This window comes from Actinomadura rugatobispora, from assembly GCF_055379765.1.
On sequence record NZ_AP029191.1, the window covers coordinates 7,838,847 to 7,861,002 of the forward strand.

Here is a 22,156-nt window from a genome sequence, read left to right on the forward strand (position 1 = left end):
GTGAGCGTGCGCGCGGTGCTGGCGGCGGGGGCGGCCGCGGTGCTGGCCGCGGGGCTGCTGGGCGGGTGCAGCGGCGGGGACGAGTCGGAGGCGGCGCCCAAGAGCACCGTGCTGGTGCCGGGGCGCCCGGGGGAGCCGAACAAGACCGCGGTGCGCGGCCCGGCCACGCCCGCGCCGCCGACCGCGGCGGAGATCCGGTTCGTGGAGATGATGATCCCGCACCACCGGCAGGCCGTGGAGATGGCCGGGCTGGCGCCCGGCCAGGCGGCCGCCGCGCAGATCAAGTCGCTGGCGGAGCGGATCGGGGGCGGGCAGCGGGCGGAGATGGCCGCCATGCAGTCGTGGCTGGGCAAGAACGGCCGGCCGACCGGGAGCCCGGGCGGCGGGCACGGCGGCCACGGCGGGCCCTCGGCGCAGGCGACCGCGCACACGGGGATGCCCGGGATGGCGACCCCCGAGCAGATGGGACGGCTACGGGCGGCCCGCGGCGCCGAGTTCGACCGGCTCTTCCTGACCCTGATGATCACCCATCACCAGGGCGCCCTCACCATGACCAAGGACGTGATCGACAAGGGCACCGACGTGACCGTGCAGGAGCTGGCCCGGGACGTGGAGGCGGGCCAGCAGGCCGAGATCAACCGGATGCGCGCCATCATGCCCAAGGACTGAGCCGCGTGCCCGAGGACTGAGGTGCGGCGGAGCGGTGGCCGTGGTCACGGCCACCGCTCCGCGCACCGCCTCGCTCAGCGCCCCGCGGGGACGATCTTCTCGGTCTGCGCCAGCGTCTCGCCCAGCAGCCCGACGAGGTCCTGCCCGGTGCCCTGGGAGAAGATCACGTGGTCGACGCCCGCCTCGGCGAGCCTGCCGACGGTGTCCACCGCCTGGTCCACCGACGGCTCGGGGGTCTGGAGGAAGGTCAGCGAGGTCTTCTCGATGTCGGCGTAGTCGCGGCCCTCGCGCTCGCAGTGCTCGCGCAGCACCTGCAGCTTCCGCGGCAGCTCCTCGCCGTCGAAGATGTTGCAGGCGTCGGCGTACTTGGCCACGAACCGCAGTGTCTTCTTCTCCCCGGTGCCGCCGATCAGGATCGGCGGGTGCGGGCGCCGGATCGACTGCGGCGAGTTCAGCGGCCGTTCGAGCTGGAAGTGCTCGCCCTGGAACGGCTTCTCGTCCCCCTTCCACATCTGGTGGGCGATCTGGAGGGCCTCCTCCAGCCGCTCGAACCGCTCGGCGGTCGGCGGGAACGGGGTGCCGAGCCCGCGCGACTCCTCGTCGTTCCACGCGGCGCCGATGCCCAGCCAGGCCCGCCCGCCCGACAGCACGTCCAGCGTGGTGACCGTCTTCACCAGGATCCCGGGGTGCCGGTAGGTGACGCCGGTGACCATGGTGCCGAGCGTGATCCGCTCGGTGAGCGCCGCCGCGTACGCCAGCGCGGTGTAGCCCTCCAGCATCGGCTCCTCGGCCGGGCCGACCATCGAGATCTGGAAGAAGTGGTCCATCACCCAGAACGAGTGCAGCCCGGCCTGGTCGGCATCGCGGGCCATCCGCCCGTAGGTGGGGGCGATCTGCTCGGGCCCGCCGGGGAAGGTGAAGCTGGGTACCTGAAGTCCGATGCGCATGGTGTGGTCCTTCGTGATCGGGTTGCGCGCACCACTCTGCGACCTGGAGCGCGCTCCAGGTCAAGGACCATGCCCGGCGGCGCGCCCCGGCATCCCGGCCGCCCCGGTTGACCTGGAGTGCGCTCCAGGTGCGATCCTTGCCCGGTGACCTCCTACTCTCCCGCGGAGACCGCCGAGAAGAGCGGGTTCAGCATCGACACCCTGCGCTACTACGAGAAGATCGGGCTGCTGTCGGACATCGCCCGCAACGCCTCCGGCCGCCGCGTCTTCAGCGACGACGACCTGGCGTGGCTGAACATGCTGCGCTGCCTGCGCGAGACGGGCATGCCGATCGCGGAGATGCTGCGCTACTCGGAGCTGACCCGGGCCGGCGAGGAGACCGTCCAGGAGCGGATCGAGCTGCTGCAGACCCACGACCGCCGCGTCGAGGAGCAGATCGAGCGGCTGCGCGTCCAGCAGGGCCAGATCCAGCGCAAGCTGGGCTTCTACCGGGAGGTCGCCGGGGGATGCGCCGCGCTCCTGCCGCAGGCCGGGGCCGCGGCGCGGAACGGGCAGGCGGAGGTCAGCGCCGCACGGCCGTGATCCGGCGGCCGTCCGGCCCGAAGACCAGCATCCGGTCCAGGTCGACGTCCAGCCGTACCTCGGCGCCCCGCTCCGGACGCCGCGACCCCGTGCTGAAGACCAGGTCGGAACGGCGGTGGTGCCCGGCGTGCTCCTCCTCGACCGGTTCGGGCGGGGCGGGCCTGCGGATCAGCCCGCGCACCCGTCCGGCGAGCCCGCCCGGCCCCGGACGTTCCCGTCCAGGCCCCGCTCCCGCCGTGCCGGAGCTCGCCGCGCCCGGACTTGCCGGGCCCGGCCCGACCGCGGCGGCGTCCACCGTGGGGATGCCCGCCTCGGCGTAGGCGAGCCAGTCGTGCCCGTGGAACTCCAGCACCCGCACCCGCCCGGCGAGCGTGCGGCCCGCCTCCCCGGCCGCGACCGGGGTCAGCGCGTCCGGCCGGAGCCCCACGATCACCGGCCCGCCGTGATGGCTGATCAGCGCGGGGGAGCGGGCGTCGTTCCACGGGACGGTGACCTGCTGCGGGCCGAAGTCCAGCACCACGCCCCGGTCCTGGACGGCCCACGCGGTGGCCTGCAGCAGGTTGATCGGGGGCGAGCTGAGGAACGCCGCCACGAACACCGTCGCCGGGTCCCGGTAGATCTGCTCGGGCGTGCCCACGTCCTCCAGCACCCCGTCGCGCAGGACCGCGATCCGGTCCGCCATCGTCATCGCCTCGACCTGGTCGTGGGTGACGTACACGGTGGTGGTGCCGGTGGAGCGGACCAGTCCGGTGATCTCCAGCCGCAGCTCGGTGCGCAGCCCGGCGTCCAGGCTGGACAGCGGCTCGTCCATCAGGAACAGCGAGGGCTGGCGGATCAGCGCCCGGCCGATCGCGGCGCGCTGCCGCTGCCCGCCCGACAGCGTGCCCGGCAGCCGGTCGATCATGGAGCCGATGCCCAGCGCCCGGGTCAGCTCGGCGACCCTCTCCCGCGCCTCGGCCCGGTCGCCGCCCGCGACCTCCAGCGGGAACATCATGTTGCCCCCGACGGTGCGGTGCGGGTACAGCGCGCCGTCCTGGAAGACCATCGCGACGTTGCGCTCGCGCGGGGACAGGTCGTTGGCCACGCCGCCGTTCAGCCACAGCTCGCCCGACGTCGCCTCCTCCAGCCCGGCGATCATCCGCAGGATGGTGGACTTGCCGCAGCCCGACGGTCCCAGCAGGACGAACAGCTCCCCGTCGCCGATCCGCAGGTGGACGTCGCGCACGGCGTGCACGTCGCCGGGGAACACCTTGCCGACACCGTTCAGCACGACTTCCGTCATCGGGGGCCACCTTGGCAGCGGAGCGGAACGTTGGCCACCGATCACACCGTGCTCATCGCCGGTTTGTCCAGTGCGCGTCGTGTTCGGTGGGCGCCTCAGTCCCAGGCGACGCGCAGGACGGTGGTGGCCTCCAGCGGGTCCTGGCCGCGGTGGGTCGCGAGGATGCCCTCCCCCTCGGGGGAGGAGATGAACACGGCGTCTCCCGCCGACACCCAGGTGTTCCAGGCGCCGACGAACGCGCCGGTGCGCTTGCGGTTCTGCCCGAAGAGCGCGGGCACCGAGTGGTAGACGACCCCATTGCCCCCCGGCCTGTCCTCGAGCCACGCCAGAGCGCGCTCGAGGCGAGCCTCGCCCTTGAGCGGGTGGACGACGTAGCGGGGCACGACGTACCGGGGCGTGGCCATGGGGGCGAGGACCTCGTCCAGCGCCACGGCGAAGCGCTGCGACGTGGCCGCGTCGACGTCGGCGAGGGAGAAGCGGTAGGTGCCGTCCGGTTCCGGACGCACCACGACGCCCTCCGCGCCGCGCCGGGACAGGCCGGTGCCCTTGAGGGCGTCGGCGACGGCGTAGGCGAGGCTGGTGACCGCCGGTTCGCCGGCCAGCCCGTCGAGCCGCCGCGCGGCCTCCTCGACGGCCCGGTCCCGGACCCGCCTGGAGGCGGCGAGCCGTCGGTTCTCCCGCGCCTGCCAGGTCGTCGCGGCCAGCACCGCCGGGACCACGCAGGCGGCCCAGCCCCCCACCCACATCATGAAATCGCCGTGTGTCGCCCCGATGGCGACCGCTGTCACGGCGGCGAAGAAGGCCAGATACGACCCCATCCAGCCGAGCGCGCCGAGTTGCCTCGGCACGTACAGGTCCGGCAACTCGGGACGGCCCGTGGCATGCCGACGCGCAGGCACCGACAGCGGCGCGCCCGGCACGGCCGCCGCGGCGGCGGCCGGGGCGGTCACCGCGGGCGCGCGGGCCGGGCGGATCCGCAGCGTGTGCACCAGCTCGTCCCGGAACGGCTCGCCCAGCCGCCACCCCTCGCGGGTCGCCGCGCGGTCCGCGGCACGCGCCAGCATCTCCTGGTTGAGCCGGTCGAAGTCCGCGGGATCGGGCGGCGCGTACGGCGAGAACGACGCGTCGACGTGCGCCACCCCCGACACGATCTCCCCGTTCGGCGCGGCGGCCAGGTAGCCGCCGTGCTTGCGGACGAACCGGTCCCAGTCGGCGGCGCCCTTGGGATGCCCGTCGGCCACGCACACCACGGTCCAGGTGTTGGCCGACTTCTCCGGCCAGGACGGGTCCAGCCGCAGCGCCCGGCCGCGGGTCTGCACGACGGCGGTGGGCGTGGTCGCGGTGGTGAGGTCGATGAGGGTGTTGATGCCGCGGGCGTCCCAGCCCTCGCCGAGCAGCCCCCGCGTCCCGACCAGGATCTGGCAGCCGCCCGACTCGAAGAACGCGGTGATGAGCCGCACCCAGGTCCGCGACGTCCACGACCCGGTGATGACCGCGACGCCGCCGCCGACCGGCTCGACGGTCAGCCCGCGCTCGTGGTGCTCCAGCGCGAACGCCCGCGCGGTCTCCTCGGCGGCGGCGACCGTGCGGCCGGTGACCAGCATCGGGGCCAGCTCCCTGGTGCGGGGGTCGGCGACCAGCCCGCGCAGCATCAGCCAGGCCGACCCGGCCTCGGCGTCGAGCACCTCGCGCAGCCGGGCGGGGAGGGTGGCCCCGGCGCGCTCGTGGTCGCACAGCACCAGGCAGCGCAGCCGTGCGCCGAGCGAGATCGCCTCCGTCGCGGCGATCTCCACCGCGCCGAGCGTCTTGGCGGCGCTGCGCGCCAGCACCCGGTCCACCGGCGAGCGGGCGGCGCGGATCCCGCGCTTGGTCAGCTGGTAGCCGACCGCGGGCAGCGCCCTCTTGATCGCCTCCAGCGCCGCCGCGTCCTTGGCGTGCCCGCTCGGCAGCAGGCAGTGCACCACGTAGTCGTTCAGCAGCGCGACCCAGTCCTCGGCGGTCGGGGCGTGCCGGTGCTCCTCGCGCAGCCGCGCGCCGGGCGGCAGCGCCAGCAGCTCCACGTGGTGGAAGCGCAGCGCGGCGGCGGCGATCCGCGGCTCGGCCGTCTCCACCCGCGCCCACGCCACCGCCCCGCCCGCCTCGGCCGTGCGTTCGACCATGCGGGCGTCCAGCCACTCCAGCAGACCGGTCGAGGTGAACCCGGGGTCGAGCAGCCCGGCGGTCAGCTCCGCGAACCGCTCCGCCTCGCCCTCGACGTAGTCGGCCTCCACCGAGGTCGGGGTGGTCAGCCAGGCCAGCTCCGCGAACGGCGCCAGATAGCCCTCCCGCACCATCGCGGGAATGGACGCGCCCAGGATCGGCACCCCGAACAGGGCGTCCACCAGCTTGGACTCCTCGGGCGTCAGCGACTCGGGCGGGGTGGCGGTCAGCCCGACCACGCGGGCGTCCGGCAGCTCCTCCAGGATCTCGGCGAGCAGCCGCCCCCACACGTCCAGGAGGTGGTGGCACTCGTCCAGGACGAGGGTGAGCGGCCCGGCGTCGTGCAGCGCCGCGACCAGCGCCCGCCCGTTGTCGTGCAGGAGCCGCACCAGGCCGCCGCGGCGGCTCTTCTGGCGGCCCTCCTCGTCGGTCTCGGCGTCGGGGTCGAAGACCGCCAGCGACTGGTAGGTCAGGACGGTGACGGGATGCCGCAGGTCGCGGTCGGTGCCCGCCTCGCCGCCGCAGCGCCGCCAGTGCTCGGCCCACTGGTGCTGGATCGCGGTGTTGGGGACGAGCACGACCGTGCGCCGTCCCAGCCGCCGCGCCGCCTCCAGCCCGACCAGGGTCTTGCCGGTGCCGGGCGGGAGCACCACCCAGGCGCGCGACCGGCCCTCGTCCCACGCGGCGTCCAGCAGGTCGAGCGCCTTCGCCTGGTACGGCCTCAGCTCACCCGGCCAGCGCGCCCCGTTGAGATCCACCGGCACATTGTCGCGTCAGGACGTACCGGACCGCAGCGCAGAAACCGACATATCCGCGTCCGTCGCGGCATTCTCCCCCGCGCGCAGTCGGCGGCGCAGGGCGGCCGAGTCGGGCGCGACGGCCGTGACCAGCACGCCGGGACCGGCCAGGGGCAGCACCGCCCACCCCTCACCCGTGCGGGGCGGCGTCCCGGTGAACCCCGGGCCCGCCAGCAGCACGCTGCCCACGGCGCGGGCGCCCGCCAGCACGGCCCGGCTGCCGTGCACGGCCGGATCGTCCAGCCGCAGCTCGTGGCGGAGCAGCGGCACGCCGGCGGCCGTCACGTCGAAGCGGCTGATGTGGCGGCCCGGGGGTTCCCGGTGACGGCCCAGGATCAGCTCTTCGTACCAGCGCAGCGTCGCCCCCTCGGCCAGATCGATGCGGGCGAGGGCCCGGTGGCGGCAGCCGGCCGCGGCCACGGTCGGCTCGGGCGCGTAGTCCAGGTGCCCGCCTTCACCGACCTCGGCCCGCACCGTCATCCTGGATTCCCCGTCGCCGGGGAGCGCGAGCGTGGTGGCGACCGAACGGACCACGAGCCGCGCACCCGGTCCCACCCGCACCTCCAGCTCCAGCTCGTCGCCGCCGAGCGGCCCCGCCGCCGCGCCCACCATGTGGACCGCCCCGGGGGTCTCGCGCAGCGCCAGCGGGCCGTCCGAACGCAGCCGGGTCAACCGGGTCGCCCCGGACGGGCCGCGCTCGGCGGTGACGGCCGCGCACGCCGTGTAGGAACGGGCGGGGCGGGCGCGGGTCATGACGCGGCGGCCCGCGGCGCCGCCCGGCCCAGGACGCCGCGGACCCACTCCGCGACCTCGGGCGCGCCGGGACGCTGCCGCAGCGAGGTGAACGCCACCGGCCGGCCGTCCCGGACCCGCGCCGCGTCCCGGGCCATCAGGTCCAGATCGCTCCCGACCAGCGGCGCCAGATCCGTCTTGTTGATCACCAGCAGGTCGGCCGCGGCGACGCCGAGCCCGCCCTTGCGCGGCACGTCGTCACCGCCCGCCACGTCCAGCACGAAGATCTGCCGGTCCGCCAGGCCCCGGCTGAACAGGGCGGTGAGGTTGTCGCCGCCGCTCTCCACGATGATCAGGTCGAGCGCGCCGCCGTGCCGCTCCTCCAGCTCCTCGACCGCGTCGAGGTTGGCCGAGATGTCGTCGCGGATGGCGGTGTGCGGGCACGCGCCGGTCCGCACCGCGGTGATCCGGTCGTCGGCGAGCACCGCCTCGCGGCGCAGGAAGTCGGCGTCCTCGGTGGTGTAGATGTCGTTGGTCACCACCGCCAGCTCCAGCTCGTCGCGCAGCGCCCGGCACAGCGCGGCCGTCAGCGCCGTCTTGCCGCTGCCGACCGGGCCGCCGATGCCCAGCCGCAGCGCCCGGCCCTCCGGCACCGGTGCCTCGTACGGGTCGTGCGCGTGGTCATGCCCGTGGTCGTGTGCGTGGACGGCGCCCATGGCTCTGGTACCTCCCGGTTCAGGATTCGAAAAGGCGCAGGTCGGCGCCCAGATGAAGCTCGGCGTACAGGTCGAGCGCGGGCGCGGAGGGCGCGGGCAGCGCCGCCCAGTCGCCGGTGCCGGCGGCCGCCTCCGCCGCGACCGCGTCGATGTCCGGGGCGAGGTCCGCGAGAACGCGGTGCACGGAGAGGGGGTCCAGCCCGAGCAGCCGCACCCCGGCCGACGCCGGTCCCGTCACCGCCCCGTAGGCGCTGATCGCGGCGGCCTGCTCCGGCGTCCCGCCCGCCGCCGACGCCGCCGCGCCCTGGACGAGCGGGTGGTGCGGCTCGCGCAGGACGGCGAGCGCGTCGAGCGCCGGATGCGGCCACGTCCGCCGCGCGGCCCGCAGCAGAGACCTGCCCTGGGCCCGGGACGCCCTCCGCTGAGCCGGGGACGGGGTGCGGGCGTCGGCCTCCGCGTCCAGCCGCACCCACTCCCACGACGACGGCTCCGTCGCCCCGGCGTGCGCGCACGCGGCGGCGGCCAGCGCGGCCGACACCAGGCCCGAGGTCGCCAGCCGCCCGCGCAGGAAGTCGGCCAGCCCGTCCACGTCCCGCACCGCCCCCGCCGCGACCGCGGGCTCCAGCCCGCCCGAATGGGCGTGCCCGCCCGCCGGGAGCCGCGAGTCGGCCAGCAGCAGCAGGTGCGCGGGAAGGGACGTCACGGCCATCAGAAGAGGAAGTAGCGCTGCGCCATCGGCAGCTCGTCCACCGGGGCGGGCTCGACCACGTCACCGTCGATGGAGACGGTGAAGGTGTCGGGATCCACCTCGATCGCGGGCAGCGCGTCGTTCAGCGGCATGTCGGCCTTGCCCAGCCGCCGGGTGTCGCCGACCGGGACCAGGGCGCGCCGCACCGCCAGCCGCTCCGCCAGGCCGTCGTCGAGCGCCGCCTGCGACACGAAGTGCAGCGACGTCGCCGCCGCGACCGGCGGCGCCGCCCCGAACATCGGCCGCGGCAGGACCGGCTGCGGCGTCGGGATCGAGGCGTTCGCGTCGCCCATCGCCGCCCACGCGATCACCCCGCCCTTCAGCACGACCTGCGGCCGGACGCCGAAGAACGCCGGATCCCACAGCACCAGGTCGGCCAGCTTCCCCGGCTCCACCGACCCGACCTCCGCGTCCAGGCCGTGCGCGATCGCCGGGTTGATCGTGTACTTGGCGACGTAGCGGCGGGCCCGCAGGTTGTCGGCCGGACCCTCCAGCGCGCCGCGCCGCCGCTTCATCGCGTGCGCGGTCTGCCACGTGCGGATCACCGTCTCGCCGATCCGGCCCATCGCCTGCGAGTCCGACCCGATCATCGAGATCGCGCCCAGATCGTGCAGCACGTCCTCGGCCGCCATCGTCGTCGGCCGGATCCGGGACTCGGCGAACGCCAGGTCCTCGGGCACCGACGGGTTGAGGTGATGGCACACCATCAGCATGTCGAGGTGCTCGTCGAGCGTGTTCACGGTGTGCGGCCGCGTCGGGTTCGTGGACGAGGGCAGCACGTTCGGATGCGAGGCCACCGTGATGATGTCGGGCGCGTGCCCGCCCCCCGCGCCCTCGGTGTGGTATGCGTGGACCGACCGGCCGCCCACGGCCTCCAGCGTCGACTCCACGTACCCGGCCTCGTTCAGGGTGTCGGTGTGCAGCGCCACCTGAACCCCGGACGCGTCCGCCACCCGCAGGCACGCGTCGATCGCGGCGGGCGTGGAACCCCAGTCCTCGTGCAGCTTGAACCCGGACGCGCCCCAGCGCAGCTGCTCCCACAGCGCGTCCTCGGACACGGTGTTGCCCTTGCCGAGCAGCGCCACGTTCACGGGGTGGCCGTCCAGGGCCTCCAGCATCCGGTGCAGGTACCAGGCGCCGGTCACGGTGGTGGCCTTGGTGCCCTCGGCGGGGCCGGTGCCGCCGCCGATGAGCGTGGTGACCCCGGCGCCGAGCGCCTCGTCCAGCAGCTGCGGGCAGATCAGGTGGACGTGGGAGTCCACCGCCCCCGCCGTGAGGATCTTCCCGTTGCCCGCCAGCACCTCGGTCGACGGCCCGATCACCAGGTCGGGATGGACGCCGTCCATGGTGTCGGGGTTGCCGGCCTTGCCGAGCGCGACGATCCGGCCGTCCCGCACCCCCACGTCCGCCTTGACCACGCCCCAGTGGTCGAGCACCACCGCCCCGGTGATCACCAGGTCGAGGGCGCCCTCCGCCCGGGTGGCGCGGGCCTGCCCCATCGACTCGCGGATCACCTTCCCGCCGCCGAACACCGCCTCGTCCCCGGCGCCCGCCGGACCGCGGCTGCGGTCCTCGGTGACCTCGACGAACAGGTCGGTGTCGGCCAGCCGCACCCGGTCGCCCGCGGTCGGCCCGTACAACCCGGCGTACCGCGCCCGCCCCAGCTCAGTGCTCATTGCCTCGCCTCCGCTCGGCGCTTCGCGGCCGCTCAGTCATCCAGGGGTCCGTTCTTCTCCAGCCGCAGGCCGGGGACGACGCGCGCCCCGGCCAGCGGGACCAGGTCCACCTCGCGGGTGAGGCCGGGCTCGAACCGCACGGCCGTGCCGGCCGGGACGTCGAGCCGGTGGCCCCACGCGGCGTCGCGGTCGAAGTCGAGCGCCGGGTTGGCCACGGCGAAGTGGTAGTGCGAACCGACCTGGACCGGCCGGTCGCCGGTGTTGACCACGGTCACGGTGACGCGCGGCCGGCCCGGGTTCAGCTCCACCGGCTCCGCGCCCGGTACGATCTGCCCCGGGACGAGCGGTTCCGCGGCCGTCACGGGATCGGCCGGTGGACGGTGACGAGTTTGGTGCCGTCGGGGAAGGTCGCCTCCATCTGGACCGAGTCCAGCATCTCCGGCACGCCCTCCATGACGTCGTCACGGGTGAGGACGGCGCGTCCGGACTCCATCAGCTCGGCCACGGTGCGCCCGTCGCGGGCGCCCTCCATGATGTGCACCGCGATGATCGCGGTCGCCTCGGGATGGTTGAGCCGCAGCCCGCGCGCCCGGCGATCGCGGGCCACCTGGGCGGCCACGTGGATCAGCAGGCGTTCCTGCTCGTGTGGGGTGATCAGCACACCTCAGGACGCTATCCCCCCGCTGACCTGCGAAGGAACGGTCGCGTTGCGCATTTAACGCCCATTTCACAATGTCCGGGACCGGAAACGGGGTCGTCACGCCGATCTCATCTCCGCGCAACAGCGCTGTGCGCGGGCCCGCTACCGGCGGGTACGCGCCCCGCGCGGGGCCGTACGGAGCGTGAAGGTCGGCTAACTCCGGCGTATCGGACATTAAGGGTGAGGAGTTAGAAACCATTCGCTAACCCCCGGGGCAGGCCCGAAACGCAGCCCTTACCGGGCGCGTCGTCCGCCGAAATGGAGCGCTCCGAGACTCCAGCCGACGAGATCTTGGAGGTCCCCCTTGGCCATGACGGACGAATCGAACGGGACCGGGGTCAGCCGCCGTGGCTTTCTCACGCGCGTCGGCGCCACCGGCGGGGCGGGCGCCATGTTCGCCACCATGGGCGCGCTGGGCCTGGCCCCGAGCGCCGAGGCGGCCACGCGCACGCCGTTCCAGCCCCCGCGCGCCTCGGACTTCCGGCTGCGCGGCCGCGGCGCCGCGAAGGTGGCCGTGCTGGGCGCGGGCGTGGCCGGCCTCGCCGCCGCCTACGAGCTGGGCAAGGCCGGGTACGACGTGACGATCCTGGAGGCCCAGGACCGCGTGGGCGGGCGCAACCGCACCCTGCGCGGCGGCGACCGGCTCACCGAGATGGGCGGCGCCACCCAGGAGGTGAAGTTCGGCAAGGGCACGTACATGAACGCCGGGCCCGCGCGCATCGCCCAGTGGATGACCACCATGGACTACTGCCGCGAACTCGGCGTCCCCCTGGAGGTCTTCACCAACTCCAACGCCGACGCCTACATCTTCAACGAGTCCGCCGGCATGACGGCCCCGGTGCGGTGGCGCACCGCCAAGGCCGACGTGTACGGCTACATCTCCGAACTGCTGGCCAAGGCGACCGACCAGGGCGCCCTCGACCAGCGCCTCACCGGCACCGACAAGGAGAGGCTGCTCTCCTTCCTCTCCGGCTTCGGCGCCATCGGATCGAAGGCCAACGGATTCGCCTACAGGGGCACCGACGGCAGGCGCGGCTACTCGGTGAACCCCGGCGCCGCCGACACCGCCGGAACGGTCCTGGGCCCCGTGCCCTCCCTCACCGACGTCTTCGCCAGCGGCGTGGGCCGCAACTTCTCCTTCGAGTTCGGCTACAGCCAGGCCATGCTGATGTTCCAGCCGGTCGGCGGCATGGACGCCATCCCGCGCGCGCTCGCCAAGGCGGTCGGGTCCGGGAAGATCCGCACCGGCTGCAAGGTCACCAAGATCACCAACCAGTCCGGCGGGGTCGAGATCGAGTACGAGCGGGAGGGCCGCACCCGCAAGCTCGCCGCCGACTACTGCATCGCCACCCTCCCGCCGCAGATCCTCGCCAAGATCCCGCACAACCTCGGCGCCGGCGTGCAGGCGGCCCTGGGCACCCCCGTCCCCAACTCCACCGGCAAGATCGGCCTGGAGTACCGGGGCCGCTGGTGGGAGGACGAGGAGCGCATCTACGGCGGCATCACCAACACCGACCTGGACCTGTCCACCATCTGGTACCCCTCGCACGACTTCCACGCCGAGCGCGGCCTGGTCGTCGGCTACTACAACTTCGGCGCCAACGCCGACGCCTACGCCCGGATGACGCACGCCGACCGGCTCCGCCGCGCCCTCGACCAGGGCGCCAAGATCCACGGCGACCGGTACCGGCGCAACCTGGCCTCCTCCGCCTCCATCGCCTGGATCCGGCAGCCGCACATCGAGGGCGGCTGGATCTCCTGGCCGTCCCGCGGCGCCGAGTACACGCTGCTGAACCAGGCTCAGGGCCACGTCTACTTCTCCGGCGACTGGCTCAGCTACGAGATCGCCTGGCAGCACGGGTCGTTCGAGTCGGCGCGCAAGGTCGTGACCGAACTCCACCAGCGGGTCCTGCAGAGCTGACCGAGAAGCCGAACGAGGGATGACGATCATGAAGATGCGACGGAAGATCATCGTGGCCGGGACGGCCGCCGCCGTGCTGGTGGGGGCGGGCGGCGCCGCGTCCGCCGCGCCCGGGTCCAAGGAGCCGCGCCCGCCGCGTCCCACCGAGGTCCGCCCGGCGCTGCCGGCCGGGCAGAACAACCCGTCCATCGCCAACGGCGTCGCGATCGGGTCGGTCGTGGCGACCTACACCGCCAGCGGGCTCGGGCCGCGCGACGCCAACCCGGCCGCGCCCGCGGGCAGCCCGGAGCGCTACGTCGACTTCCCCGGCGGCACGCTGCCACCGGGAGTAACGCTGACCGAGGCGCAGGCGATCAACGCGTTGAAGGCGATCAACGAGAACCTCAAGGCACAGGGCCTCACCGCCAGGGACGTGATCTCGATGCGGGCCTACCTGAGCAACCCGCCGGGCGCGGACGTCGCCGACTTCGCGGGCTGGAACCGCGCCTACCGCCAGTTCTACGCCAACACCGACCTGTCCACCGGAAAGCCCGTCAACGTCCCGCTGGGCACCGCGCCGCCGGCCCCGCCGATGCTGGTCAACCCCGCCAGGCCGGCCCGGGTCACCATCGAGATCGAGAACCTGCCGGTCTACGGCTGGCTGGTCGAGGTGGAGGTGGTGGCCGCGTTCCGGCAGCGCTGACCCCCGTGCCCGAGAGCGCCCGGCGGTCCTCCCGCCCGCCGGGCGCTCTCGCCTTCTCGCCGGCCCTTCGACGCGGGCCCACCCGGGCACGCAGGCCCTCTCAAGGAGGAGAGCTCCCATGCACGACGACCCGACACGCCCCGCCGACCCCGCCCAGGACGCCGCCGCCGGTGCCGCGGGCGGTACGCCGGTCAGCCGCCGCACGTTCCTGCACCGCACCGGTGCCGGGGCCGCGCTGCTGGCCGGCGGCGTCCTGGCGGGCGGGACGGCCGCCGCCGCGCCGCCCGTCCGCAGGGCCGCCGCCGGGATCGCCCCGGCCGACCTGGACCCGCTCGCCCTGCTGAAGAAGATGCTCGCCTTCGACACCCAGAACCACGGCGAGGGCGGCATCACCCGGCCGCACGCGGAGATGCTCAAGGCGGTGTGGGAGTCGGCGAACGTCCCCGCCGAGATCATCCCGACCCCCAAGCAGGACAACGTCCACCTCATCGCGCGCGTCAAGGGCACCACCTCGGCGGCCCCGCTGCTGCTTCTGGGGCATTCTGATGTGGTTCCGGTGGAACGCGCCAAATGGTCCGTCGACCCGTTCGCCGGGGTCGTCAAGGACGGCGAGATCTACGGCCGCGGCGCCCTCGACATGAAGGGCGCCAACGCCGCGTTCGTCGCCGGCCTGCTCCGCCACCTGAACGAGGGCGGGAAATTCGAGCGCGACATCATCGTCCTGACCGACTGCGACGAGGAGGCCGGCCCGCACGGCTCGCGCTGGCTCGCCGAGAACCACTGGGACAAGATCAACGCCGGGATGGTCCTGACCGAGGGCGGCTGGTTCCTCGCCCAGAAGGACCGCACCACCCCGATGCTCATCACCGTCACCCGCCAGGACAAGGTCTACTTCAACCTCGACCTCGTCGCCGACGGCACCGCCACCCACTCCTCCAAGCCCAACCCCGACTCCGCCATCGCCAAGCTGTCGCGCGCCGTCACCGAGCTCGACACCTGGCTCGCCCCCGTCACCCTGACCCCGGTCACCCGCGAGTACTTCACCGCCCTGGCCAAGGCCACCGGCGACACCGCGTTCAGGCGCGCCATCGAGCTGATGCTGTCGGCGCGCTCGCAGCCCGCCCGCGAACGCGCCGCCGCCCTGGTCGTCAAGCGCAGCGACTACCCCTGGCTGCACCGCGCCCTGCTCCGCACCACCCACGCCTTCGTCATCGAGGACGCGGGCTACAAGGAGAACGTCATCCCGTCCAGCGCGACCCTCCGCGTCAACTGCCGGGGCGTCCCCGGCGGGCAGCGGCCCCGCGACTTCCTCGCCGGGGTCCGCGAACGGCTGAAGGGACGCGACGTCACCGTCAAGCTCGTCGGCAACCCCGGCGAAACGGAGGAGGCCGCCCTCAAGCGCCTCGACGAGACCTTCGCCCGGCCCCCGTCCGGCATCGACTCGCCCCTCTACACCGCCATCGGCGACGCCGCCGCCAAGACCTACCCCGGCGCCGTCTTCGCGCCCGCGCTGTTCGAGGCGGGCACCAGCCTGTACCCGTGGACGTCCCGCGGCGTGCCCGGCTACGGCGTCTACCCCTACGTCCTCGACAACGACCAGCTCATCGGCATGCACGGCAACGACGAGCGGATCGCCGTGGAGGCCCTGAAGCAGGGCACCGAGTTCATGTACCGCCTCTTCGCCCGCTTCAGGGCCTGACGGGAGGCACGCCCGGCCCCTCGACCAGGCGGCCGATGGACGGGTAGTCCAGCACCAGCCCGTCCCGGAACACGATCTCCTCGGTGAACCCCGGGCTGGCGAAGCGGAACACCGCCAGGTCGCCGTCCCTGCGGACGAGCTCGTACGTCTGCGGGGACGGCGTCACCGTCAGGTCCGGCACCGACACCCACGCCATCAGGTATTCGGCGGGACCGGCGTCCGGCGTGCGCAGCGCGGGCATGCTGTTGGTCAGCGGCGACAGCCCCAGATCGCAGTCCAGCGCGCCGCGCAGCGCCGCCGCGTCGCCGCCCGGCGGCGGCATCCCCACCCGGCCCTCGGCCCGCGCGCTGACCGTCCACTCGCCCTCGGGCCGGTTGACCAGCTCCAGCGACCGCCGCCACGGCCCGGTCGCCGGATCGGTCCCGTGCGCCTCGACCAGCAGCCGGGCCGTCACGTAGCGGTCTCCGGTGGTCAGCTCGTACTCGAGCCGGTACGGCAGCGGATCGCCGCCGATCGCCGTCCCCGAGGCCGTGAGCCGTCCCGCCGAGATCTCCACCTCCGCGAGCTCCGCACCCTCGGGCTTCACCCACACCACCGAACGCATCATGGGTGCCTGCATACCCGAGGCCTCCGACAGAACGCGAGCCGTCGTCAGCCGCGGGCCAGGACGGCGATCACCTCGTCCCAGACGCGGCGCGGCAGCTCCTGGCCGGTGCCGGGGAGCCGGACCAGGCGCGCGCCGGGGATCTCCCCGGCCAGCGCCTCGCCGTTCCCGATCGGGAAGAACGGGTCGTCCTCGCCGTGGATCACCACGGTCGGCGCCGCGATCCCGCCGAGCCGCCCACGCCAGCGCGGCCGGCAGTCCAGTGCCGCGAACACGCTGCCGAGCTGGTTCGAGCGGTGCACCGCCCCGGGGTCGACGCCCGGCGGCACGACGGCGCGGTCGAAGACCCGGCCCGCCCGCTCCCGCGCCTCCGCCTCGTCGAAGCCTCCCTGACCCGCCATGTGCCGCGCGCTCTCCGCCATCGCCGCCACGACCGAGGCCCGGTCGGACCAGTCCGGCTGCGGCGCCGACATGATGAACGCCATCAGGTCCGCGTCGTGCTCGGGCAGGTCCGGGTCCACCGGACCCGGCGCCACCGGCCTGGTCGCGACGAGGGTGAGCGCGGCGACCCGGTCGGCGTGGTCGAGGGCCAGCAGCTGCGCGATCCAGCCGCCGGCGCCGTACCCGGCCACGTGCGCCCGCGGGATGCCCAGCGCCTCCAGCAGCCCGGCCGCGTCCGCGACCAGGTCGCGCAGCGTGTAGCCGGGCTTGTCCGGGTCCACCGTGGTGGAGCGGCCCGTGTCGCGCAGGTCGTAGCGGATCACGTGCCGCGGCGCCGCGGCCAGCCGTTCGCACAGCTCATCGGGCCAGCTCAGCATCGAGCCGCCGACCAGCAGCACGGGCGGGGCCTCCGGTTTCCCGAAGGTCTCCACGCACAGCTCCACCCCGTTCACCGGCACCAGACGCTCGTCACCCACGGGTGCGCCTCCTCACTCCTCGTCGCCGATCCTTCCGATATCCGGTTGGACCGCCGTGCCGGGCGAAACTCATCGGGCCGGGAACGACGGGTGAGGCCCGGGATGTCCGATGGCGGGATTAGACTCGCGGCCGTGGCAGGCCGGATACGTAACGAGGACATCGCGCTGGTGCGGGAGCGGTCACCCATCGACGAGGTGATCGGGGAGTACCTCCAGCTCCGCAGTGCCGGCGGCGGGAACCTCAAGGGCCTGTGCCCCTTCCACGACGAGAAGTCGCCGTCGTTCAACGTCACGCCGTCCCGGGGCCTGTTCTACTGCTTCGGCTGCTCGGCCGGCGGCGACGTGATCAAGTTCGTCCAGGAGATCGACCATCTGTCGTTCGGGGAGGCGGTGGAGCGGCTGGCGGCCAAGGCCGGCGTCCAGCTCCGCTACGAGGAGGGCGGCGGCTACACCCCCCGGCAGGACTCGGGCCAGCGGGCCCGGCTGCTGGAGGCGCACCGGGCCGCGGCGGAGTACTACGCCGGGATGCTCGCCTCGCCGGACGGCGCGATCGGCCGCAAGTTCCTGTCCGAGCGCGGCTTCGAGGCGGCCGACGCGCAGCGCTACGGCGTGGGCTTCGCCCCGCGCGAGTGGGAGGCGCTGGTCCGGCACCTGCGCGGGCGCGGCTTCGCCGACCGGGAGCTGGTCGCCGGCGGGCTGGCCAAGGAGGGCCGCCGCGGCCCGATGGACCGCTTCCGCGGCCGGCTGATCTGGCCGATCCGCGATCTGGGCGGCGACGTGATCGGCTTCGGCGCGCGCAGGCTCTACGACGATGACGACGGCCCGAAGTACCTCAACACCCCCGAGTCGCCGATCTTCCACAAGGGCTCGGTGCTGTACGGCGCCGACCTGGCCAAGAAGGAGATCGCGCGGCGCCGCCAGGCGGTGGTGGTGGAGGGCTACACCGACGTGATGGCCTGCCACCTGTCGGGCGTGCCGACCGCGATCGCCACCTGCGGCACCTCGTTCGGCGACGACCACATCAAGATCCTGCGCCGGCTGCTGATGGACCAGGACGAGTTCCGCGGCGAGGTGATCTTCACCTTCGACGGCGACTCGGCCGGGCAGCGGGCCGCGCTGCGCGCCTTCGCCGACGAGCAGAAGTTCGTCACGCAGACGTTCGTGGCGGTGCAGCCCGACGGGCTCGACCCGTGCGACCTGCGGATCCGGCACGGCGAGGCGGCGGTGCGCGACCTGGTGGCCTCCCGGCTGCCGCTGTTCGAGTTCGCGATCCGCAGCGTGATCCAGGAGCGCGACCTGGACACCGCCGAGGGCCGGCTGGCGGCGCTGGACGCGGCGGCCCCGGTGGTGGCGGCGATCAAGGACCGGGCGCTGCGGCAGATGTACGCGGTCAGCCTCGACCGCTGGCTCGGCATCATGGACGAGCAGTTCGTGCTGGGCCGGGTGCGGGAGCTGGCCGCGCGCCGGGCGCAGGGCGGCCGTCCCAACGGGCGGCCCGGTCAGCGCCAGGGCGTTCCCGGGCAGGCGGGTCAGGGCCAGGGGGCTCCAGGTCAGGGAGCGCCGGGGGAGGCCGCGCGGCCCGCCTTCGATCCCAACGATCCCGAGGTGCGGCGCGAGCGGGAGCTGCTGAAGGTGGCGGTGCAGCGTCCGGCGCTGCTCGGGCCGGAGTTCGACCAGGTGCCGGCGGCGGCGTTCATCGCCCCGCCGCACGCCGCGGTGCGCGAGGTCATCGCGGGTGCGGGCGGTGTGGCGGTGGCGGCGGGCGCGGCCGAATGGGTGGTGCTGCTGCTGGAGCGGGCGCCGAACGACCAGGTCAGGGAGCTCATCACGCGGCTTGGAGTCGATCCCGTGCACTCCGCACATGAAACGGATGACCGTTATGCCGGTGAATTGCTCGCCCGAATCCAGGAACGCCAGCTCACACGCTTGATCACCGACCTGAAATCTAAACTCGAGCGGCTGAATGCGGCCGAGTCGGCCGAGGACTACAACCGGCTGTTCGGCGATCTTGTCGCGCTTGAGCAGCAGAGACGGGTGTTGCGGGAGCGAGGGCTCGGGGTGCAGTAAGTCAAGGGACCGCAAAATGGGTCCTGTGATCTTGGACCCGTTTGACGCAGACTGTCTGCGTGGGCCCTTCGGTGCTGCCAAGCGAGGCGCCATCGGTTGACCAGGTGGCGGACCTCGTCGCGCGCGGCAGAGAGCGCGGCGGAGTGACGGTCGAAGACGTCGCCGCAGCGCTCGATCGCTCCGACTTGCAGGACGACTCCCTCGAACGGGTCGTCCGGATGCTCGCAGAGCAGGGGGTAGAGGTCCTCGAGTCCCAGCAGGAGACCGAGGACGTCACGCGAGTGGACGAGGGAGACCTCGGCAAGCGGGCGCCGACGAGCGATCTGGTCCGGATCTACCTGCGGGAGATCGGTCGCGTACCGCTGCTCACGGCAGAAGATGAAGTCGAACTAGCGAAATCGATCGAGGCGGGCCTCTTCGCCGAGGAGAAGATGGCGCACGTCGCCATCCTGTCCCGGATGGAACGGCTCGACCTCGAACTGCTCGCCCGCGAGGGGGTGCGGGCGAAGCAACGCCTGATCGAGGCCAACCTGCGGCTGGTGGTGTCGATCGCCAAACGCTACGTGGGCCGGGGAATGCTGTTCCTCGACCTGATCCAGGAGGGAAATCTCGGACTGATCCGCGCGGTCGAGAAATTCGACTACACCAAGGGGTTCAAGTTCTCGACCTACGCCACCTGGTGGATCCGCCAGGCGATCACGCGTGCGATCGCCGACCAGGCCCGGACCATCCGGATCCCGGTGCACATGGTGGAGACCATCAACAAGCTGGTCCGGGTGCAGCGCCAGATGCACCAGGACCTCGGCCGGGAACCGAGCCCCGACGAGATCGGCCTGGAGATGGGCCTGACGCCCGTCCGGGTCGTGGAGATCCAGCGGATCGCCCAGGAGCCGGTCTCGCTGCAGTCGCCGATCGGCGAGGAGGACTCCGACCTCGGCGACTTCATCGAGGACGCCGACGCGGTCGTGCCGATCGAGGCCGCGGCGTTCCTCCTGCTGCAGGACCAGCTGGAGGACATCCTGGGAACGCTGTCGGACCGGGAGCAGCGCATCATCCAGCTGCGCTTCGGCCTGACCGACGGCCATCCGCGGACGCTTGAGGAGGTCGGCCGGGAGTTCGGGGTGACGCGGGAGCGGATCCGCCAGATCGAGTCCAAGACCCTGGCGAAGCTGCGGCATCCCTCGCGCGCCCAGATGCTCCGGGAGTACCTCGACTGATCGCCCGCCGGCCGACCGCCGGCACGCCGCGCCCGCCGCGGCCGCGCCAGGATCCGCGGCCACGGCGGGTGGCGTGCGGGCGGCGGCGCGTGACCGGAGCGCCCGGGGCCCGCCCGGGTCGCCCCGAGAATGGGGCGTAGGGCCACATTTCCCCGCTCCGGTGGATTACCGTGGTGGGCATGCTGATCGTGACGACTGATGGCCTGCCGGGGTACGAGATCCGCAGCGTGCTCGGCGAGGCGCTGGGGGTGGCCGTCCGCGCCGATCAGGGCTCGAGCGGACCCGCCGGGCACCCGGGGAGCAGCGCGACGTTCCGGGTGACCGGCGAGCAGCAGCCGCCGGGCCTGGCCGCCGCGCGCCGGGAGGCCGTGGAGCGGCTGGGGGAGGAGGCGCGCCGCAAGGGCGCCAACGCGGTGGTGGGCATGTGCTTCGACACCGCGGCGCTGGCCGGGGGCGGCCACGAGGTCTGCGCCTACGGCACCGCCGTGTGGGCCGAGGCCGCGCAGGGCGCCCAGCCTGGGCATTCGGCGTCGATCCCGCAGGCGCAGCAGCCCCAGCCGCAGCAGGGCGGCATGCCCCCGTACGGCGACCCGCAGCCCGGCGGCCCGCCGATGGCGGCGCGGAACCTGACGATCGGCCTGCACGACCGCCCCCGCTGACACAGCGTTTCTCTCTCGCGTAGCGCACGACGCTCGCGCGCGGCCTCCGGGCGGGCAGTCCGGGAGCGGCCAGAAAAAGCGCCCGGCGGACGGAGGAGGAACCGCCCCGGCCGGGGTTGACTGGACGCGTCCCCGGCCCGCGATCCAGGCGGGTCCAGCCGACCCCCTGGAGCGTCCGATGCGTCTCGTCCCTGCCCTGGCGTGCGCGGGTGCCGTGACCGTGCCGCTGTCGGTTCTCGCGGCGTGCGGCGACGGCGACGGCGGCGCGGGAGGAACGGGCGCGGCCGGGGCGTCGGGGGCCGGCGGCGCCGTGCCGATCAGGGCGTCGGACGACCGGTGCGAGGTGGGCCGGCGCGACCTCACCGCCGGGACGCTGCGGTTCCGCGTGACCAACGCGGGCCGCACGGTCACCGAGGTGTACGTCTACGCCCCCGGCGACAAGATCATCACCGAGCGGGAGTTCATCCGACCCGGCCAGAGCGTGGAGCTGACCGTGCAGCTCGGCGCGGGCAACTACCAGATCGCCTGCAAGCCCGGCATGACCGGGCACGGCATCCGGCAGGACATCACCGTCACCGGGCAGGCCGACCACGCCACCGACCCGCGGCTGAGCAGGGCGCTGGCCGACTACAGGGCCTACGTCGTCCAGCAGGCCGACGCGTCGATCGCGGCCACCCGCACGTTCGTCGACGCGTTCAAGCGGGGCGACGTGGACGGGGCCAAACGGCTGTACGCGCCGTCCCGGATCGGCTGGGAGCGGATCGAGCCGGTCGCGGAGTCGTTCGGCGACCTGGACCCGCGTGTGGACGCCCGCGAGGCCGACCTGGAGCCGGGGGAGAAGTGGACCGGCTGGCACCGCCTGGAGAAGGCGCTGTGGAAGACGGGCTCGACCAAGGGCGAGGAGCCGTACGCCGACCAGCTTCTGAAGGACCTGAACGAACTCCGGACCCGGGTCGCCGCCGCCCAGCTCGACCCCCCGATCACCCCCGCGTCCATGGCCAACGGCGCCAAGGAACTGCTGGACGAGGTCGCCACCGGCAAGGTCACGGGCGAGGAGGAGGCCTTCAGCCACACCGACCTCGTCGACTTCAAGGCGAACGTGGACGGTGCGAAGAAGGTCTACGAGCTGGTCCGGGCGGTCGTCCTGGAGAAGGACCCGGCGCTGGTCAAGAAGCTGGACGCGGGCTTCGCCAAGGTCGAGGGGCTCCTGGCCGAGTACCGGAAGGGGGACGGCTACGTCTCCTACGACACCGTCGGCAAGGCGCAGCGCAAGGAGCTGGCCGACGGGGTGAACGGGCTGGGCGAGCCGCTGTCGATGCTCGCGGCGGCCGTCGTCAGGTGA

The 22,156-nt window shown here is 73.6% G+C and carries 20 protein-coding genes; 9 read left to right on the plus strand and 11 right to left on the minus strand.

The annotated features are described in order from the left end of the window. Positions 1-669 carry a DUF305 domain-containing protein gene (locus ACZ466_RS35110; RefSeq protein ID WP_378285815.1) on the plus strand — a complete coding sequence of 223 codons (669 nt, stop codon included), beginning with the start codon at positions 1-3 and terminating at the stop codon, positions 667-669. 74 nt (positions 670-743) lie between these two features. Here ACZ466_RS35110 and ACZ466_RS35115 read toward each other — a convergent pair whose 3' ends face one another. Next, entirely contained in the window at positions 744-1,616 is an 873-nt protein-coding gene (locus tag ACZ466_RS35115) for an LLM class F420-dependent oxidoreductase (RefSeq protein ID WP_378285816.1), read from the minus strand. Between the two features lie 144 nt (positions 1,617-1,760). On the opposite strand from ACZ466_RS35115, the gene ACZ466_RS35120 reads away from it, so the two are divergent. After that, positions 1,761-2,198 carry a MerR family transcriptional regulator gene (locus tag ACZ466_RS35120; RefSeq protein WP_378285817.1) on the plus strand — a complete coding sequence of 146 codons (438 nt, stop codon included), beginning with the start codon at positions 1,761-1,763 and terminating at the stop codon, positions 2,196-2,198. Here the strand turns inward: ACZ466_RS35120 and ACZ466_RS35125 are convergent. The 8 genes from ACZ466_RS35125 to ACZ466_RS35160 form a co-directional block, all read right to left on the minus strand. Continuing rightward, entirely contained in the window at positions 2,179-3,480 is a 1,302-nt protein-coding gene (locus ACZ466_RS35125) for an ABC transporter ATP-binding protein (protein ID WP_378285818.1), read from the minus strand. The genes ACZ466_RS35120 and ACZ466_RS35125 overlap by 20 nt on opposite strands. Before the next feature lie 95 nt (positions 3,481-3,575). After that, entirely contained in the window at positions 3,576-6,437 is a 2,862-nt protein-coding gene (locus ACZ466_RS35130; RefSeq protein ID WP_378285819.1) for a DEAD/DEAH box helicase family protein, read from the minus strand. A gap of 15 nt (positions 6,438-6,452) precedes the next feature. After that, positions 6,453-7,277, minus strand: a complete 825-nt coding sequence (locus ACZ466_RS35135; RefSeq protein ID WP_378285820.1) for an urease accessory protein UreD — start codon at positions 7,275-7,277, stop codon at positions 6,453-6,455. Continuing rightward, positions 7,226-7,924, minus strand: a complete 699-nt coding sequence (gene ureG / locus ACZ466_RS35140) for an urease accessory protein UreG (RefSeq protein ID WP_378285821.1) — start codon at positions 7,922-7,924, stop codon at positions 7,226-7,228. The genes ACZ466_RS35135 and ureG overlap by 52 nt, the downstream gene beginning before the upstream one ends. A 19-nt stretch (positions 7,925-7,943) precedes the next feature. Next, complete coding sequence (locus ACZ466_RS35145) at positions 7,944-8,633, minus strand: urease accessory protein UreF (protein ID WP_378285822.1); 690 nt, start codon at positions 8,631-8,633, stop codon at positions 7,944-7,946. Further along, positions 8,633-10,348, minus strand: a complete 1,716-nt coding sequence (locus tag ACZ466_RS35150) for an urease subunit alpha (protein ID WP_378285823.1) — start codon at positions 10,346-10,348, stop codon at positions 8,633-8,635. The genes ACZ466_RS35145 and ACZ466_RS35150 overlap by 1 nt, the downstream gene beginning before the upstream one ends. A 32-nt stretch (positions 10,349-10,380) precedes the next feature. Beyond that, complete coding sequence (locus ACZ466_RS35155) at positions 10,381-10,710, minus strand: urease subunit beta (protein WP_378285824.1); 330 nt, start codon at positions 10,708-10,710, stop codon at positions 10,381-10,383. Then, entirely contained in the window at positions 10,707-11,009 is a 303-nt protein-coding gene (locus ACZ466_RS35160; protein WP_378285825.1) for an urease subunit gamma, read from the minus strand. Before ACZ466_RS35160 ends, ACZ466_RS35155 begins: the two co-directional genes overlap by 4 nt. A gap of 349 nt (positions 11,010-11,358) precedes the next feature. Between ACZ466_RS35160 and ACZ466_RS35165 the strand changes: the two genes are divergently transcribed. From ACZ466_RS35165 to ACZ466_RS35175, 3 genes are all read left to right on the plus strand, one after another. Continuing rightward, positions 11,359-12,969 carry a flavin monoamine oxidase family protein gene (locus ACZ466_RS35165; protein ID WP_378285826.1) on the plus strand — a complete coding sequence of 537 codons (1,611 nt, stop codon included), beginning with the start codon at positions 11,359-11,361 and terminating at the stop codon, positions 12,967-12,969. A 28-nt stretch (positions 12,970-12,997) separates the two neighbouring features. Then, on the plus strand, positions 12,998-13,651 hold the full coding sequence (locus tag ACZ466_RS35170) for a Rid family hydrolase (protein WP_378285827.1): 654 nt from the start codon (positions 12,998-13,000) through the stop codon (positions 13,649-13,651). A gap of 118 nt (positions 13,652-13,769) precedes the next feature. Further along, positions 13,770-15,350 carry a M20/M25/M40 family metallo-hydrolase gene (locus ACZ466_RS35175; RefSeq protein WP_464041803.1) on the plus strand — a complete coding sequence of 527 codons (1,581 nt, stop codon included), beginning with the start codon at positions 13,770-13,772 and terminating at the stop codon, positions 15,348-15,350. Here ACZ466_RS35175 and ACZ466_RS35180 read toward each other — a convergent pair. Both ACZ466_RS35180 and ACZ466_RS35185 read right to left on the minus strand, forming a co-directional pair. Further along, positions 15,340-15,957: a putative glycolipid-binding domain-containing protein gene (locus tag ACZ466_RS35180; RefSeq protein ID WP_378285829.1), complete on the minus strand. Its 618-nt coding sequence runs from the start codon at positions 15,955-15,957 to the stop codon at positions 15,340-15,342. The genes ACZ466_RS35175 and ACZ466_RS35180 overlap by 11 nt on opposite strands. Before the next feature lie 44 nt (positions 15,958-16,001). Then, complete coding sequence (locus tag ACZ466_RS35185) at positions 16,002-16,871, minus strand: alpha/beta fold hydrolase (RefSeq protein ID WP_378285830.1); 870 nt, start codon at positions 16,869-16,871, stop codon at positions 16,002-16,004. Between the two features lie 132 nt (positions 16,872-17,003). Here ACZ466_RS35185 and dnaG point away from each other — a divergent pair, with 132 nt between their 5' ends. The 4 genes from dnaG (at position 17,004) to efeO (ending at position 22,156) form a co-directional block, all read left to right on the plus strand. Continuing rightward, positions 17,004-18,938 carry a DNA primase gene (gene dnaG, locus ACZ466_RS35190; protein ID WP_378285831.1) on the plus strand — a complete coding sequence of 645 codons (1,935 nt, stop codon included), beginning with the start codon at positions 17,004-17,006 and terminating at the stop codon, positions 18,936-18,938. Between the two features lie 71 nt (positions 18,939-19,009). Continuing rightward, positions 19,010-20,155, plus strand: a complete 1,146-nt coding sequence (gene rpoD / locus ACZ466_RS35195) for an RNA polymerase sigma factor RpoD (protein ID WP_378285855.1) — start codon at positions 19,010-19,012, stop codon at positions 20,153-20,155. A 179-nt stretch (positions 20,156-20,334) separates the two neighbouring features. Then, a complete protein-coding gene (locus ACZ466_RS35200) occupies positions 20,335-20,814 on the plus strand; it encodes a YbjQ family protein (RefSeq protein ID WP_378285832.1) in 480 nt (159 codons plus the stop codon). Between the two features lie 178 nt (positions 20,815-20,992). Continuing rightward, positions 20,993-22,156, plus strand: coding sequence for an iron uptake system protein EfeO (gene efeO / locus ACZ466_RS35205; RefSeq protein ID WP_378285833.1), 1,164 nt, complete (start codon positions 20,993-20,995; stop codon positions 22,154-22,156).

What these genes read in the sequence shown, in the direction of transcription:
- ACZ466_RS35115 (WP_378285816.1), bottom strand. Translation starts at nt 1,616, where the DNA reads ATGCGCATCGGACTTCAGGTACCCAGCTTCACCTTCCCCGGCGGGCCC.
- ACZ466_RS35125 (WP_378285818.1), bottom strand. Translation starts at nt 3,480, where the DNA reads ATGACGGAAGTCGTGCTGAACGGTGTCGGCAAGGTGTTCCCCGGCGAC.
- ureG (WP_378285821.1), bottom strand. Translation starts at nt 7,924, where the DNA reads ATGGGCGCCGTCCACGCACACGACCACGGGCATGACCACGCGCACGAC.
- ACZ466_RS35145 (WP_378285822.1), bottom strand. Translation starts at nt 8,633, where the DNA reads ATGGCCGTGACGTCCCTTCCCGCGCACCTGCTGCTGCTGGCCGACTCG.
- ACZ466_RS35150 (WP_378285823.1), bottom strand. Translation starts at nt 10,348, where the DNA reads ATGAGCACTGAGCTGGGGCGGGCGCGGTACGCCGGGTTGTACGGGCCG.
- ACZ466_RS35165 (WP_378285826.1), top strand. Translation starts at nt 11,359, where the DNA reads ATGACGGACGAATCGAACGGGACCGGGGTCAGCCGCCGTGGCTTTCTC.
- ACZ466_RS35170 (WP_378285827.1), top strand. Translation starts at nt 12,998, where the DNA reads ATGAAGATGCGACGGAAGATCATCGTGGCCGGGACGGCCGCCGCCGTG.
- ACZ466_RS35175 (WP_464041803.1), top strand. Translation starts at nt 13,770, where the DNA reads ATGCACGACGACCCGACACGCCCCGCCGACCCCGCCCAGGACGCCGCC.
- ACZ466_RS35180 (WP_378285829.1), bottom strand. Translation starts at nt 15,957, where the DNA reads ATGATGCGTTCGGTGGTGTGGGTGAAGCCCGAGGGTGCGGAGCTCGCG.
- ACZ466_RS35200 (WP_378285832.1), top strand. Translation starts at nt 20,335, where the DNA reads ATGCTGATCGTGACGACTGATGGCCTGCCGGGGTACGAGATCCGCAGC.
- efeO (WP_378285833.1), top strand. Translation starts at nt 20,993, where the DNA reads ATGCGTCTCGTCCCTGCCCTGGCGTGCGCGGGTGCCGTGACCGTGCCG.